This window comes from Nocardia sp. NPDC055165 (genome assembly GCF_053606985.1).
The window spans coordinates 394,877-410,671 of sequence record NZ_JBSGSS010000001.1; the positions used below are offsets into that span (position 1 = coordinate 394,877).

The following is a 15,795-nucleotide window of genomic DNA, read 5'->3' on the forward strand; positions in this document are numbered from 1 at the left end:
GCCGCCCGACCGGCCACGGCCCGATCGGAACCGTGGCCGCGATCGGGCGGTGGCATGCGAAGCGCTCGGCTTCAGCAGTCTCGGTTCGCGGCCAGCGCCGCGAGCAAGTCCAGGTCGGCCAGGGCTTCGGCGTTCGCCCCGACCTCGCTGATCGTCGACATGGCTTCCTCGTACAGTTGCCTGGCCTGCAGCCGACTCCATTCCCGCCCGCCTGCGGCTTCGACCAGCTCGGCGGCACGGACCAATTCGGCGTCGTCGAGCGGCTTCTCACGGAGATAGAGGTCGGCGAGGGCGCCCGCTTCCGGGGTGTTCGAGCGCAGTGCGAACACCACCGGCAACGACTTCTTGCGGCTGCGCAGGTCGGAGAACACCGATTTGCCGGTGACGCTGGGGTCGCCCCAGATGCCGAGCAGGTCGTCGGTGTGCTGGAAGGCACGGCCCAAGCGCCTGCCGAAGTCTTGCAGCCGCAACAGCTCACCGGAGTCCGCGTTTCCGAACAGGCCCCCGAGTGCGGCCGAACACCCGAACAGCGCCCCGGTCTTCTGGTCGACCATGGTGAAGCACTCCTCGAGCTCGACATCGGTGCGCCGCTCGAATCCCAGGTCCGCGCACTGCCCCTCGACGAGGTGCAGCACCGAGCGGCTCATCAGATTCGTCGCTTCGACGATCGGTGTGTCCGGCTCCGCGGCGAGCAGGGAATACGCCTGGGCCACCAGCGCGTCGCCGGCGAGGATGGCAGGCCCGATCCCGAACGCGGTCCACGCCGTCGGCCGGTGCCGTCGGGTGGTGTCTCGGTCCATCACGTCGTCGTGCAGCAACGAGAAGTTGTGCACCAGTTCGACCGCGACGGCAGCGCGCACGGCATCTCCCACGTCGCCGCCGGTCAACCGCGCGGCCGAGAGAACCAGGGCGGGGCGAATGGCCTTGCCGCCGTCGTGACGTTCCGGTCGCCCGGTCTTGTCCCACCAGCCGAAGTGGTAGCCCACGATCGTGCGGACCGTGGCAGGCATCATCTGCACGGTGGCATGCAGGGTGGCCGCGCAGGTCTCCCGACATTGATCGAGGACGTCGGCGGCCGTGCGCGAGCTGTGCGCAACAGCGGGTGTGGGCACCGGGATCGGCGTGGTCGCGACATCCGGGGTGCTCATCGATTCACCTGCACTTCGGTCAGCGCGCCGAGCGCGTCCGGAACGAGCACTGCCGCAGCATGATTGGCGCTGATGAGGTAGGAGGCGATGGCGCGGTCGTCGATGCCGGTGAAGCGGACGTTGACGCCCGGCTCGACTTCGTCGGGCAGACCGGTCTGGCGCAGGCCGATCACCCCGTCATCCGATTCACCGATCCGCATCGCCAAGATCGTGCTGGTTCCGCTCGGTGAGATCGGGATCTTGTCCGAGGGCAGCAGCGGCACATTGCGCCACGCGTGCACCCGTCTTCCCTCGATTTCGGTGTGATCGGGATAGACGCCCTGGGCTGTGCATTCGTGGCCGAACTGGGCGATGACGCGGGGGTGGGCGAGGAAGAACGCGGTCTTGCGACGGCGGGCCAGCAAGCGATCGAGGTCCTCGGGTGTCGGGCGGCCGGTGGCCGAACACAACCGCTGACTCGGGTCGACGTTGTGCAGCAGACCGTAGTCGTGGTGGGTCAGCAGGTCGCGTTCCTGGCGTTCCCGCAACGCCGCGATCGACAGGCGCAGCTGCTGGTCGAGCTGGTTCATCGGCTTGTTGTAGAGGTCGGTGACCCGGGTGTGCACGCGCAGCAGCAGTTGCGCGATGCTGAGCTCGAGTTCGCGTGGTTGCTGGTCGTAGTCGACGTAGGTCCCGGGCAGCGTCGGCTCACCCTGCTGGCCCGACAGCAGTCCGATCGCCGCCTGACCGTATTTGTCGGCACCGCTTCGTTCGGCGGCGACCGCGGCGCCGAGGCCGGCGACATGGGCGGCGAGGCGCGGTTCACGGGCGCACAGGGCGTCGAACACGGCGCGCGGCAACGCCAGAACCGTGCAGGCGGTGTTCGCGGTCGCCGTGTGCTCCCAAATAGCCTGCCCGCCAAGGAGTGTGGAGGCACCGAGGTGGCTGCCGTCGTCGAGCACGTCCAGCTGTACCTGCTGACCGTAGTCGCCGGGGCCGGAGAGCACGACCCGGCCGTGGGCGAGCACATAGGCCGCGTCGATTTCGTTGCCGAACTCGCAGATCGTCTCCCCCGCCGCGAACTCCTGCTGGGTGAACAGGTGGGCGATCTCGCGCAATGTGTCGTCGTCGTCGAAATCGCGCAGCGCTCGCAATTCGCGCAGTTCGGCGGGGACCACCTGGTACCGGCCGTTGGCCAGCGTGCAGGTGACGTAGCCGTCCCCGACGGTGTAGGTCAGGCGCCGGTTGACCCGGTAGGTTCCGCCGTCGACCTCGACCCAGGGCAGCATGCGCAGCAGCCAGCGGGGCGTGATCCCCTGCATCTGCGGAACAGATTTGGTGGTGGTCGACAGTGTGCGGGCGGCGGCGACACCGAGCGCTGTCGGTGGGTTCTGGGCGGTGCTGGTCACAAGGAGGTCCTTCCCGGCGAGGTGGCATGGGTGGCGACGGATCCGACTCGGGGTCGAACCCGGGCGGCGGCGGTGCCGATGCCCGAGGGTCCCCACGTGTGGACCGGGCGGGCGGCGGTTCGCGGTTGCTGGCCGACCGGGCGGCGCAAGTTCTCGGGGCGGTAGCGGCTGGTGCCGCGATGCCAGTGCAGGATGCCCGCGATCCAATCACGCAGTTCGTCGATGTAGCTGGTCAGCGCCGCGCGAGCGGTGTCGTCGAGCCGGTGGTGTTCGAACAGGACGGGCAATTCGTCGTCGACGAGTCGCTGGAACTGCCGCATTCTGGCCCGCATCAGGTCATCGACGACGGTGGCGGCGACGTCGCGGTCGCAATCGAAGAACGACTCGACCACCAGGATCGCGTTGTGCAGCTCGGATTCGTATTCGATTTCCTTTTGGTAGGAGTAGAAGTCGTTGATCAAACAGCCGTAATCCTGTGCGGCGTGTTCGATGCCGCGCATGGTGGTGGATTCGAACACCGCATCGGGGATCAGGCCGCCGCGGGCGATCTTCGACAGGGCGATCGTCAGATCCGAGCCGAAGGTGCGGCGGCGCATCTCCAGGTAGTCGACGGGATCGGGGACGCGATGCTGGATGTGGTTGGCCAGCTCCCACAACCAGCTTTCGGTCATGGATTCCACCGCTTGCCGGAAGGTGCGCCGAGCCGTCGGCGACATCGGCCCCGCCGTGCGCGACCACAGGTCCACCAACGACCGTTCCAGCGGATTGACCGGTGTGTCAACAGGTTTCAGGTCCAGCGGCATGAACGTCGACAGTCTGGCGTTGCAGGCTTTCGCGCCGGCCATCGCGGCGGCGCCCTGGGTGGGTGGGAAGACAGTAGGAAAATAGTCGTCGCCCCAGGTCCCCCAGGTGAGCCATTCGGCCGACAGCGTGAGCACGTCGACATCGGCGTCAGGGTCCAAACCGGCTGAGCACAGCGCGAAATCGAATCCGGCCGTATCCTCGCGAGTCCACAGCTGCCGCCCACCGAGCTCGGGCAGCGGATCGTGGAATCCGACCTGTTGCGCCCAGTCGATACTGGCCGCGCGTGCCACGGGCAGGTGCGGTGACAGACTCAACTCGAACGGCACGTCGAAGTCCGGCAGCGGCAATTGCCCGGTGCGGCGCAACGGAGTCCGGGTGTGGCTGCGCGCGCCGCCCGGCCCGGCGAGACCTTTCCAGAACCCGGGTCTGGCCAGTTCGGTGCCGATTCCCGCGGGACCGAACGACATCGGTCCCGTCGCCGCGGAGCCGTTCATGTACCGATTGGACCGCAGGTGCCATTCGTGGCCACCGGACTGCCAGTCCTGCAGACCGTGCGCGTACGACAGCGCCGCCGCGCACTGCACCGCGTCCAGCCCGTGCTCGTCGAACAGCAGCGGCAGCTCGGTGAGCACGGTGTTCTCGAACTGGTGGATCCGCGAGGTGAGCTGGTCGTTGACGATGTCGGCGGCCTGCTGTGGCGAACAGTCGAAGAACCGCTCTACCACCAGGACTCCGTTGTTCACCTCGCCTTCTTCCTCGGTCTCGCGCTGATACGAGAAGATGTCGTTGCGTAAGTGCACCGCGTCGGAGAACGTGTCCTTGAGCACGCGCATCGGCCGGGTGCCGACGATGGCTTCGGGAATTTCGACGCCGCGGGCGTACTCCACCAGATCGGCCGACCACGGTGCGCCGCCGACCCTGCGACGCATCTCGATGTAGTCGATGGGATTGGGAATCCGGGCGGTATTGATATTGCCGATCTCCCAGACACAGTCCAGCAGCAGGTTCCGGGTGCTTTCGCGGAACCGTTCGCGCCAGCATTCCGACATCGACGACACCGTCCGGGTCCAGAGGTCGGCGAGACCGCGTTCGTCGGGGTTGGTCGGCTCGGGCATCGCGGCACCGTCGGGCGGCATGAACGTGGCCAGACGGTCGAGATACCGCCGTGCACCGTCCATGTCACCGGTGCGTTTGAACGCGTCGAGGAAGTGGTCGTCGAAATAGAAGACCCAGGTGTACCAGTCGGTGACGGTGTCGAGCACCGGTGCGCCGGCTTCTGGATGCGTGTAGGCGCACAGACCGGCGTAGTCCATGCCGTCGAAACTCGGCTCGTCCCACACCACATCGCCACCGACGGTGTCGCCGAGCATTCCCATCTCGTAGGCCCACTGTTTGGTATGTGCCCGTGCTTGTTCCACGTGCGCGTTCAGCCGCGCGGGATGAGCGACGTAGAACTCGGGCAGCTCGAAGGGCTGCACGATGTCAGCCCTCGGCGCCGAGCTGCACGTTCTCGAGGATCGCGAGGGCATCGGGCACCAGCACCGCACCCGAGTAGTAGGTGCTGACCAGGTAGGAGATGATCGCTTTGTCGTCGATGCCCATGAAGCGCACGTTCAGTCCGGGCTCGTACTCGTCGGGAATTCCGGTCTGGCGCAAGCCGATCACGCCCTGTGACGATTCACCGGTGCGCATCAGCATGATCGAGGTGGTACGGCCGGCCGAGGTGCCGATCTTGTTGCACGGCAGGATCGGTACCCCGCGCCACGAGGGCACCCGATGACCGTTCAGCTCGGTGCTCGTCGGATAGATACCGCGGCGGCTGCATTCGGCGCCGAAGGCGGCGATGGCCTTCGGATTGGCCAGGAAGAACGCGGGCTCCTTCCAGACCAGGGCGAGCAATTCGTCCATGTCGTCCGGTGTCGGAGCTCCGGTGCGAGTACTGATCCGCTGCTGCGGTGCGGCATTGTGCAGCAGTCCGAAGTCTCGGTTGTTGACCATCTCGTCTTCCTGCCGCTCGCGCAGGGCTTCGATGGTCAGCCGCAGCTGCTGTTCGATCTGGTCCATCGGCTTGTTGTAGAGGTCGGCGACGCGGCTGTGGACCCGCAGCACGGTCTGGGCGATGCTCAACTCGTATTCACGCGGGGACAGGTCGTAGTCGACGAAGGTGCCCTGCAACTGCGGTTCGCCCTCGTGACCGGAGGCGAGCTCGATCGAACTCTCGCCGTAGGGGTTGGCCCGCTCGTCGGTGACGGCGCCGTCGAGCTGGGCCGCCCGCACGTGTTCGCGCAATCCTTCGATCCGTGCGCTGACCTCGGCCAGCGCACGGTCGGTGAGGACCAGGCAGGTACACGCGGTCACCGCTTTGACGGTGAAGTCCCATGGCTGCGCGTCGGCGCCGAGGATTCGTTCACCGATGAACCGGCCGTCGGTCATGATCTCGAGGACGGTCGACTCCCCGTAGGCGCCAGTGCCGAGCTTGTCGGCCTTGCCGTGGGCGAGGACCACCAGCTCTTCGGCCGGTCGGCCCGCTTCGGCGATGATGTCGCCGGGCGCGTACTGGCGTTCGACGAAGGAGTCCGCCACCATCTGCAGGGCGGCATCGTCGGTGTAGTCACGCAGATAGCGCAGTTCACGCAGGTCGGGTGCGAGGACCCGCGCCTGGCCCGCGGTGTCGTAGCAGGTGATCAGACCGTCGCCGACGGTGTAGGTGAGGCGGCGGTTGACCCGGTACACACCACCGTCGGCCTGCACCCAGGGCAGCAGTTTCAGCAGCCACCGCGAGGTGATGCCTTGCATCTGCGGCACGGATTTGGTGGTGGTTGCGAGGTTGCGCGCGGCGACGGTGCTGAGGCTCAGCTGGGCGGCGGCGATGGTTCCAGAGAATGGTTCAGCCAGTTCAGTCATGAGTTCTTCCTGCTTCGAGAGACATGGGAGAAACGAGATGACACACCACGGGGAGTGAACGAATCAGTTATCCACCGGCTATCGATTGTGGCAGAAGCGACTGTAGCGGATCGTGCGCGATCTACGGAGCAAAATGACTCGAAATCCGTTGTGCGCGAAGTGAATTCATAGCTCCTTCACGATTCTCGCGCGGGCCCGTAGCCAGGTTCGATCGGCCCTCGTGGCATTGCCACGAGGACGCTGCATGTCTACTTCAGTGACTCATGAGCGCCTCATCGCCGCCCTCCCCGCACCCGCGCTTCCGATGACCAGCAGCAGGGCGGTGAGCGCCCAGCGTCGCTGTTCGACCGCCACCGGCTGGGCAACCACCGCCTCCGGCTCCTTCTCGGGCGGCGAGACAAACCTCACCGGCGTGGGGACCGGGACGGGTGGACTCGGCGGCGGTTCCACGGGTGACGGAATCGGGGCCGGTGCGGGGCTGACCGACACGCTAGGCGGTGGCGGAGGAGGTTCCGGTGGAGGTGACGGTTCAGGGACAGGCGGCACAGTCGGCTGCGGGGCCGGGACCGAGGGAGGTGGCGGTGGTACAGGCAGCGGCTTCGGCGGCGCGGGAGCAGGTAACGGGAACGGCGGAGGTGCCGGAGCAGGCAACGGGAGCGGACGCGGGGCATGCGGAACCGGTGCTTCCCGTCCATCGAACGGGCGGGCCGGAGCGGGCAATTCCAGACCACCGCGAGGCGGTACCGGCACCTGAACAGTCGGCCGCTCGAACGAAGGAACGGCCGGCTTCTCGAACGGCCTTCTCGGCGTGGTGGTCTCCGGTAGATCGGGCCGGTCGCCCTGACCGGGGAGCCTGGGTTCCACGAACGGCCGCCGGGTGACCTCCGGTTCCTCGTACCGCGGCACCGACCGAGGAAGCTGGCCGGTCGTCGCGAGAGGCGGCGGTACGCGTAGCGTCTCCGCGGGTTCCGGTGGGGCGGTGGTCAACGTCCCGATTCGCGGCGTGTTTCGCGGTACGACGACGCTCGGTGGCTCGATCGACGGTGATACCGGACCTGGAACCGCACCGACCGATACGGGCGCGAACAGGCCCACCCCCGCCAGTGCGGCAGCCCAGATCCCTCTCCGCACAGTCTTTTTCACCTCAGTTGCACCAGCACGGCATCGAAGGCCGTCGGCGCGACAGCCGCCGCCCTGCCATAGGGGTTCTGTAGCTCGAAGATGGTGAAGATCATGAACGTCACCACCGCCGCGAAGCTGGCCACCACCACGATGTGAATGCGCGCGCTGGTGCCCGAGAACAGCAGTGACAAACCCACCGACAGAATCGCGCCGAGTGCCAGCGCCAGCCACATCATCGGCGACAGCGCGCTGCCCGCGGCCTCGATCCTGGCTTGCCTTGCCTCGTAGACCTCCCACAGCCGATCGGCTGCCGCGATCTGACGCGAACGTTGCCATTCGTCGGCGGCAGGACTGGCCGCAATGCTGGTGCGCACCGCCGACAACTGGTTCCACGCCCTGTCATCGACACTCCCACCGGAGCTCATGGCTGGCCATTCGACCTCGATCACCTGGCCGGTATAGGAGTGAACAGCCCTGGTGACGGTGCTGCGGGCCGGCTCGGACAACGCGTCGCCCGCCCACTGCAAGGCGAGCAGCCGGTCTGCCTCGTCCGATGCCGCCTTCGCCGCACCGGCGTTGGTGTCGAGCACGCCGATGAGCAGGAACGACGCGAGCACCACCTGCAGTCCGCCGACGAGCGTGAACACCTGCCCCACCGACTCGTTGGTGGCCTCTCCGTCGCGCCCCTTGCCGCGCCTGCGCAGCAGGTAGGCGGCGGTTCCGGCCAGTCCTGCGGCGACGATCACCCACAGCAGTGCTTCCCACAGCATGTCTCAGTAGTCCTTTGTCGTCGAGGTGGGCGAGGAATGCGCGCGAGCAGGGAGGACACGATGAGGAATCCTGCGACCGTTGAACGCGGAATAGCAAGGGAGCCAACGGTGTCGAGGTTAGGCCGCAGGCAGGAGTGCCGCAATAACCAGGCAAACCATCGACGAGCGCCCCCGATGGCTACCGGATGACCGAAATCGGCAGGCGGGAACCGCCTTCGAGGCAGTCGAGAGCACGGCCCGCGCAAACCGTCCTGGCACGACATCCCGGCGAACCTGGCACGGAATGCGAGTGTCGTCCACGAGGTGACACCCAGATCCGATAGACCGTACTATGTCATCGAATTGCGCTGTTATCCTTGGTTTTTCGAGAGCAACTCCCATTGTCGACAGGTGCAGGCAACCGGTGACGGATCCGCGTCCTACCCGTTTCCGGCGACCGCGCACCCCCAGCGCGGAGGTGGAATATGCACAGCGAGGCGGACGCGCACAGGATCGAGACCGGAGGGCGAACCGAGCGCGGCGAGCAGCACTCCGACCGAACGGAGGCCTTTCCGAGGGTCCCAGCGCCAGAGAAGTCCGTTTTGTTCGAATTGGGGCAATCGGCGAGCGAATTGATTCGACCGGCAACTGTGTGTCCCTTGGAGCGACCGGGCCCCGCCGCCGACCAGGGTGTGGCCCTCCGCGGGACGCCCGATTTGCAGCGGGTGGCGTTCGGCTGCCGCCTGCGCGCCCGGGAGGATTTCGCTGCCACGCTGTGGACCTCGAGCACCGGGTCGGTGCTGGTCGCCCGGCTGCGATCCTCGGACATCACCGCCGAGCGCGGCGCCGGCGTCGGCGACGACCACTACAGCCAATACCTGCAACTGGGTTTGGTGCTGGCCGGGCGGGCCACGCTCGAGCAACGGGGCCACCGATCGACCGCGGTGGCCGGTGAGGCTTTCGCGGTGTGCCTCGACAGCCCGTTCCGGTCGACCCTCGCGCGCTGCGAGGCTCCGGCCACCGATGTGCTGTACCTCTACCTACCGGTCGATTCGCTGACCGCGTGGGGACTGGACGCGGCCGCGGCAGGCGGCTGGTCCTGGCCGCTGTCGCGCGCGGCGGTGTCTGCCTTGATGTTCGGCCGTGATATCGCCTGTGGTGCAACAAGTCCCGACCATCTGCGAATTGTGGCTCGCATCGACGAGATCTTGTTCCGGGCGGCGATAGTCGCGCTGCTCGAACGCGATCTCACGGATGCGACGAGGGAGCTGACAACCGAGGATGTGCTGCGTCGCCGCGCGGCCGACTTCATCGACCGGAATTTCGCGGACCCGGCGGTGAATCCCGATGCGGTCGCGGTCCGGCTGCACGTGAGCAGGCGGACCCTGTTCCGGGCGTTCGAACTCCAGGGCCTGTCCGTGGGGCGGCTCATCCGCACCCGCAGGCTGGCTGCCGCGGCGAGCGCGCTCAGCGATGACACCCGTGGCCTGCGCGACATTGCCGACAGCTGCGGTTTCCGCACGGTCGATCAACTCTCCCGAGCATTCCGCGCCAAGTACGGGGTCACCCCGGCCGCCTACCGCGCCGCGCGGCGCAAGGACGCCATGGCCGGATAGTGACTCCGGTAGCTCCACGTCCGACGACGGCTGTGGCACCTGAAGTATTGGAAGACAACCGATCTCGACCGAGGTGATCAAGAGCTCGGCGGCGGCACATCGGCGCCGAGCACCTCCCGGCCGATCTCACCGGCCAGCACCTCGGTCGAGTACGCCATGAGCTGCCCCGCCTCGGCGTCGCGCAGGTGCCGCTGAATCGGCGACTGACGCAGATACCCCGATGCTCCACCCACGCGCACACCCAACTGGGCGACGTCCACTGCCACCTTGTTCGCGAGATACTTCGCCCGCGACAGGGTGGAGAAGAAGGCGGGGCTCGCGCCGTCGGCCTCGCGCAGACCCTGGTCGTAGAGGGCGTGGGCGGCGGCGAGGCGTACCTGTACGTCGGCGACCTCGTGCTGCACCCACTGTTGCTCGGCCAGCGGATTGCCCAGGATCATCCGCGACCGGGCGTGCGCGACCAACGCGGCGAGCGCCGCGTCGGCGATGCCGAGGGAGATAGCGGGCAACCCGGCCGGGATCACCGCGAAATCACCCGGTCCCGGTGCACGACCACGGTATTCGGCGCGCAACACGGTGTTGTCGAAGGCCAGCAGTTGACTGCGGGTCGCGCGCAAACCGAGGGTGTCCCAGATCGGAATGATCGATACGGACTCGTCCGGTATCACCCCGAAGAACGTCGGTGCCCCCGAAACCAGCGCGTTCACCAACAGGTAGTCCGCGATCTCGCTACCGGAGACGAACCGTTTCGCGCCGGTGAGCGACCAGCCGCCCACCACGGGTTCGGCCACCTGCTGTGGTTGCAGAAACCGGTTCCCGCTGCCCGGCTCGGACAACGCGTTGGCGAACCGTTTACCCGCGAGGAACTCCTCGGCGAAGAACGACCCCGCCGAATCCCCGGTCAACTCGGCCAGTGCGACGCCCGCACCAGCGTGCATCACCCAGATCGTCGCGATGGACGGATCGGCCTTCGCCAGAATCCGGACCACTGCCCCGAACGACTGATAGCTCGATCCGAGCCCACCCAGCCGCCGAGGCAGCACCGCCCGATCAACCCCGGCATCGTGCAGTGCGGTCAGCTCGGCGACCGGAATCTCGGCCCGCTCGTCATAGCCGGCCGCGTCGGCGGCAAACCCCACCGCCAGTTCGGCCACCCGATCCAGGATCTCCTGTTCGCCCACCCCTCGCGACGACCCGACCTGCGCGCTGCTCACGAATTACCCTCCGCTCACAAGGAATTCGATCGCCGCGATACCTGCGGAGATCATCCGACCAGAATACGCAGCGCGCCGGGCTGGAAGAAGCCGCCGAAGGCATGTCCACGACCGCCCTCAACACCTCCGGTCGGCGCGAAGTGCCACGACGATGGGATTCTTGTCCAGTGTCAGATCAGAACGTGTCGGTGGACCGGAGTCCCATGGGAAAATGGGCACAACAATCGACGATCCGATAGCTCAGCTGCTCGGGCAAACGGCGATGGTCGCTGTCATGCTGTCTCTCTGATCGGATGGATTCCCTCCGACCTCCCCATGATCAGCGATCGCGCAGTAATCACTGACGCCCTCGGCGTTCGCAAGGCGGTGCGGCTCGCCTCGACCGGTTGACCGGTCGAGGCGAGCCTTCCCCGTGCACCCACGCGCCGCCGCCACGTCGCGGGGGCAGGATCCATCCTAGGCGCTGTAGCCTCTCGCACAGCGATGCCGCGCCCATTCCCGATCGCTCCGGGGATCGAATCCCCTGCGCACCTCAATGGCAAGTGACACAAGCCCTTTGCCTGCATTCCGCACAACCGGGACCGCGATCTCGACAAAAGTCACGGTCCATCAGTTGGGATCCGCGACCGGGCGGTAGGCGCGGACGACGAGGTGGGCGGCCTCGGTGCAGATCGTTGCGGCGTCGGCGGCACGCAGTGGGATCGTGCCGTACATCGAGGCGTGCAGACCCTGTTGGACGAGCAGTGAGACGAACTGCCGGGCGGCGGTCGACGAATCGTCGACGTCGAGCTCACCGCGTTCACTGCGGCGACGCAGCAGGTCGGCGATCTGCGTGACGAGCTGTTTCGGTTCGCCGTCCGCGCAGGCAGGGCGCAGCGACGGGATGCGGGCGACCTCGCTGATGACCAAGCGGCGCAGCGCGGAGGCGCGCTCGTCGAGCAGGACGCGCAGGACGAGGTGGCCGATCTCGACGAGAGCGGTGATGGCATCGAGATCGTCGGCCTGATCCGCGCCGGTGATGTCTGTGCCGAAGTTCGCGGCGACACGGCTGCGTTCGTCGTCCACGGCGGCCAGGAACAGGGTCTGTTTGTCACCGAAGTGGTTGTAGGCGGTTTGCTTCGCCACGCCGGCCCGTTCGGCGATCACGTCGAGGGTCGCCCGCTCGTAGCCGTCTCGCAGGAACGTATCGATCGCGGCATCGAGGATTGCTCGACGTTTACCCGGGTCGCCGCCGGGTGGGCGGCCACCGGATCCACTCGAGCGTATGGCCGATGTCGACATGTCCGTCTGCGCCTTTCGTGGTGAGTGACCCGCGTCACCAACAGTACGGGTGGACGAGTCAGTCTATCTACTATTTACTGGACTGGACCGACTAGTCTAATCAACTCACCCTGGAGGGTTTCATGGCGGCGACGGTATCGACCGAGCAGCTGGCACTGGACGCGGAAGCGCAGGACTTGTTGTTCCGCACCGCCCGCACGGCCAACACCTTCACCGACGAGCCGGTGACCGACGAACAGTTCCGCGCCATCTACGAACTCGTGAAATTCGGGCCGACCTCCATGAACCAGCAACCCCTTCGCGGCGTCCTCGTGCGCTCCTACCAGGCGAGGTCACGCCTGGTCGAGGCCATGACAGATCGCAACAAGGACAAGACCGCGCAGGCGCCACTGGCAGTCGTGCTCGGGGCCGACCTCGATTTCCACGACGAGCTGCCCAAACTGGTTCCCTTCATGGAGAACCCGCAGAACGTCTTCGCCGACCCGGCGGTGCGCGAGAAGTCGGCCACGTTCAACGCGGCGTTGCAGCTGGCGTACCTGATCATCGGAATCCGGGCCGCGGGTCTCGCGGCAGGCCCGATGGTCGGATTCGACGCCGACGCCATCGCCCGGGAGTTCTTCCCCGACGGCAGGCACGCACCGCTGTGCGTCATCAACATCGGCAAGCCAGGCCCGGACGCCTGGATGGGCCGCCTTCCCCGGCTGGAGTACGACGAGGTCTTCGGCACTGCCTGAACATCGCGGTTCGCCGCACGTCTGATCAGTGGTTAGGTGAAAATGACTGCTACATCGATTCTTTCGACGGTGCCTGTACCGCATGCGGTACGCGACGCCGAGTCGGTACCACAAATTCTCCTGCACGCCGCGCGCCATCATCCGACCAGCGGCACGACCTATTTGCAACGCACCGCCGACGCACCCGCGGTTCGGGTCCATCGTTCCCATCCACAACTGCTCGACGACGCCTTGCGGCTGACCGGCGCGCTGCGCGACCAGGGGCTGCGACCACAGTCGAAAGTCGTTCTCCTGCTCGATGATCACGAAGACTTCGTCACCGTGCTGTGGGCTTGTTTCCTCGGCGGGTTCGTCCCGTGTCCCATGGTCGCCCAGCCCGCCGACCCGACGCGCTGGGCGAGCGCACTGCGCCATGTCGGCGAACTGCTCGAAGGCCCACTGGTGGTGACATCGCTCGCGATGCGCGACACCATGCCCGCCGTGTCAGGACTGGCGCCGGTGACGGTGGAATCCCTGCGGACGGGCGAACACCCACCGTTCGTGCACCACGCGAGCAGCGACGACCTCGCGCTGCTGGTCCTCACCTCCGGATCCACCGGAAACGCCAAAGCGGTGTCACTCACCCATGGCAACCTGCTCAGCTCCATGGCCGGCAAGTCGGCGGTGCAGCACCTCACCCCGGCCGATACCACCTTCAACTGGATCTCGTTCGATCATGTCGCGGCGCTGCTGGAAACACATCTGCTTCCGCTGTATTCCGGAGCGCAGCAGATCCATGCTCCGAGCGAGATCGTCGCCGACGACCCGATGCAGTTCCTGCGGATCATCTCCCGCCACCGGGTGACCATGACCTTCACACCGAATTTCCTACTGGGCCAGTTGAATTCGTTGTTCGAACCAGAAAGCGACAGCGACCTGCTCGATCTGACCTGCCTGCGCCACATCGTGAGCGGTGGCGAAGCCAATGTGGTCGCGACGGGACAGGCGTTCTTGCAGACCTTCGCCGCCTGCGGCCTGCACGACGCCGCGTTGTGGCCCGCGTTCGGGATGACCGAGACCTGCGCGGGCAGCATCTACAATCGCGATTTCCCCAGTGCCGACACCGGGCAGGAGTTCGCCGCTGTCGGGCATCCGGTGCCCCGATTGCAGCTGCGGGTCGCCGACGACGAAGACCTGTCACTACCCGACGGTGCGACCGGCGAGGTGCAACTGCTCGGCCCGATGGTCACTCACGGCTACTTCAACAATGCGGACGCCACCCGCGAGGCTTTCACCGCCGACGGCTGGTTCCGCACGGGCGATCTCGGGCGGCTGGCCGACGGCAGGCTCACGCTCGTCGGGCGCAGCAAGGACAGCGTCATCGTCAACGGCGTCAACTATTTCAGCCACGAGATCGAAACGGCGATCGAGGAACTCGACGGCATCTCCCCCGGCTATGTCGCCGCGTTCCCGACGCGGCGCCCCGGCAGTGACACCGAACAGCTCGTGATCGCCATCCACGCCGAGACCGGAGCCGACGAAGCCGGTCTGCATCGCCTGCTGACCGCGGTGCGTTCCACGGTCGTGTTGCTGTGCGGGTTCCGGCCCGGATTCATCCTGCCGCTGGACAAGGCGGACTTTCCCAAGACGAGTCTGGGTAAGACCTTGCGGCCACGCATGCGCCAACGGCTCGAATCGGGTGGCTACGACCAGGTCATCGCCGACACCGCGGCTGTCACAACCCGTCAGCTCGGCGGATATTCGGCACCGGAGGGCAACACCGAGTCGATCCTGACCGGTGTCTACGCGGAGCTGTTCGATCTTCCGGTCACCGAAATCAGCGTCACGGCAAGCTTTTTCGATCTGGGTGGCACCTCGCTCGACATCCTTCGATTGCAGCAGCAGATCGCGCGCCGCTTCGAGGTGGCGACCCTGCCGATCATCGCCATCCTGACCGCCCCGTCGGTGCGGGAGCTGGCCGCCATCGTCGACGGCGGCGGCGACGGACCGCGCCGATACGATCCGATCGTGGCGTTGCAGACCAGTGGCGACAAAACGCCGCTGTTCTGTGTCCACCCCGGCGTCGGCGAAGTCCTGGTTTTCGTCAACCTGGCGAAGTACTTCGTCGGTGATCGGCCGTTCTACGCGCTGCGCGCCCGCGGATTCAACAGCGGTGAGGAGCCGTTCCACACCTTCGACGAGATGGTCGATGTCTATCTCGATGCCATCCGCCGACGGCAACCGCACGGACCGTATGCCCTCGCCGGTTACTCCTTCGGTGCCGCGGTGGCTTTCGAGATCGCCAAGCGACTCGAGGCCGAGGGCGAGCGGGTCGATTTCCTCGGCAGCTTCAACCTGCCACCGCATATCAAGTACCGGATGGACGAGCTGGACTTCACCGAGACCGCGGCGAATCTGGCGATGTTCCTCGACCTGATCAGCAAGCGGCAGGCCGCCGAATTGCCCGCCGAGCTGCGCGCACTGCCCAAGAGCCGGCAGCTCGCACGCCTGATCGAGCTCGCCCCACCCGAACGGATCGCCGAACTCGATCTGGACCTGACGAAGTTCACGGCATGGGCCGAGCTCGCCGACGGTCTCACCGGCCTGGGCCGCACGTACTCGCCCAGTGGTGCCGTGCGCTCGATGAGCGTGTTCTGCGCGGTTCCCCTGCGCGGCACCAAACAAGACTGGATCGACAACGAACTCAGCCGGTGGGACGAGTTCACCACTGAACCCAACCGCTACATCGACGTCCCCGGCGAGCACTACACGCTGATGGGGCCACGGCACGTTACCGCGTTCCAGTCCGTTCTGCGCAAGGAACTCGACCGGGCACTCGCCGACGCCGACCGATAG

At 66.5% G+C, this 15,795-nt stretch carries 10 protein-coding genes; 3 read left to right on the forward strand and 7 right to left on the reverse strand.

Annotated elements, in window-relative coordinates; genetic code table 11:
* Nucleotides 1-71: 71 nt before the first annotated feature.
* The 5 genes from ACWFRF_RS01990 to ACWFRF_RS02010 all read right to left on the reverse strand — a co-directional run bounded on the left by ACWFRF_RS01990 (nucleotide 72) and on the right by ACWFRF_RS02010 (nucleotide 8,136).
* The gene (locus ACWFRF_RS01990; protein ID WP_449960681.1) at nucleotides 72-1,148 is read right to left on the reverse strand and encodes a family 2 encapsulin nanocompartment cargo protein polyprenyl transferase; all 1,077 of its coding nucleotides are present in this window, start codon (nucleotides 1,146-1,148) and stop codon (nucleotides 72-74) included.
* On the reverse strand, nucleotides 1,145-2,536 hold the full coding sequence (locus ACWFRF_RS01995) for a family 2B encapsulin nanocompartment shell protein (protein WP_387446832.1): 1,392 nt from the start codon (nucleotides 2,534-2,536) through the stop codon (nucleotides 1,145-1,147). Before ACWFRF_RS01995 ends, ACWFRF_RS01990 begins: the two co-directional genes overlap by 4 nt.
* Entirely contained in the window at nucleotides 2,533-4,818 is a 2,286-nt protein-coding gene (locus ACWFRF_RS02000; RefSeq protein WP_452448517.1) for a terpene synthase family protein, read from the reverse strand. The genes ACWFRF_RS01995 and ACWFRF_RS02000 overlap by 4 nt, the downstream gene beginning before the upstream one ends.
* A 4-nt stretch (nucleotides 4,819-4,822) precedes the next feature.
* Complete coding sequence (locus ACWFRF_RS02005) at nucleotides 4,823-6,244, reverse strand: family 2B encapsulin nanocompartment shell protein (RefSeq protein WP_452448518.1); 1,422 nt, start codon at nucleotides 6,242-6,244, stop codon at nucleotides 4,823-4,825.
* Nucleotides 6,245-7,383: 1,139 nt separating this feature from the next.
* Entirely contained in the window at nucleotides 7,384-8,136 is a 753-nt protein-coding gene (locus ACWFRF_RS02010) for a bestrophin-like domain (RefSeq protein WP_452448519.1), read from the reverse strand.
* A 638-nt stretch (nucleotides 8,137-8,774) separates the two neighbouring features.
* On the opposite strand from ACWFRF_RS02010, the gene ACWFRF_RS02015 reads away from it, so the two are divergent.
* Nucleotides 8,775-9,731, forward strand: coding sequence for a helix-turn-helix domain-containing protein (locus ACWFRF_RS02015; RefSeq protein WP_378989637.1), 957 nt, complete (start codon nucleotides 8,775-8,777; stop codon nucleotides 9,729-9,731).
* Nucleotides 9,732-9,808: 77 nt separating this feature from the next.
* Here ACWFRF_RS02015 and ACWFRF_RS02020 read toward each other — a convergent pair whose 3' ends face one another.
* The gene (locus tag ACWFRF_RS02020) at nucleotides 9,809-10,945 is read right to left on the reverse strand and encodes an acyl-CoA dehydrogenase family protein (RefSeq protein ID WP_452448520.1); all 1,137 of its coding nucleotides are present in this window, start codon (nucleotides 10,943-10,945) and stop codon (nucleotides 9,809-9,811) included.
* 609 nt (nucleotides 10,946-11,554) lie between these two features.
* The gene (locus tag ACWFRF_RS02025; protein ID WP_452448521.1) at nucleotides 11,555-12,226 is read right to left on the reverse strand and encodes a TetR/AcrR family transcriptional regulator; all 672 of its coding nucleotides are present in this window, start codon (nucleotides 12,224-12,226) and stop codon (nucleotides 11,555-11,557) included.
* A gap of 122 nt (nucleotides 12,227-12,348) precedes the next feature.
* Between ACWFRF_RS02025 and ACWFRF_RS02030 the strand changes: the two genes are divergently transcribed.
* Nucleotides 12,349-12,960 (forward strand): malonic semialdehyde reductase, encoded by a 612-nt coding sequence (locus tag ACWFRF_RS02030; protein WP_378989633.1) that lies wholly within the window; start codon nucleotides 12,349-12,351, stop codon nucleotides 12,958-12,960.
* Between the two features lie 69 nt (nucleotides 12,961-13,029).
* Entirely contained in the window at nucleotides 13,030-15,795 is a 2,766-nt protein-coding gene (locus ACWFRF_RS02035; RefSeq protein ID WP_452448522.1) for an AMP-binding protein, read from the forward strand.

Bases quoted from the DNA above. Each gene is read 5' to 3' on its own strand.
- ACWFRF_RS02010 (WP_452448519.1), bottom strand. From the start codon at position 8,136: ATGCTGTGGGAAGCACTGCTGTGGGTGATCGTCGCCGCAGGACTGGCC.
- ACWFRF_RS01990 (WP_449960681.1), bottom strand. From the start codon at position 1,148: ATGAGCACCCCGGATGTCGCGACCACGCCGATCCCGGTGCCCACACCC.
- ACWFRF_RS02030 (WP_378989633.1), top strand. From the start codon at position 12,349: ATGGCGGCGACGGTATCGACCGAGCAGCTGGCACTGGACGCGGAAGCG.
- ACWFRF_RS02005 (WP_452448518.1), bottom strand. From the start codon at position 6,244: ATGACTGAACTGGCTGAACCATTCTCTGGAACCATCGCCGCCGCCCAG.
- ACWFRF_RS02025 (WP_452448521.1), bottom strand. From the start codon at position 12,226: ATGTCGACATCGGCCATACGCTCGAGTGGATCCGGTGGCCGCCCACCC.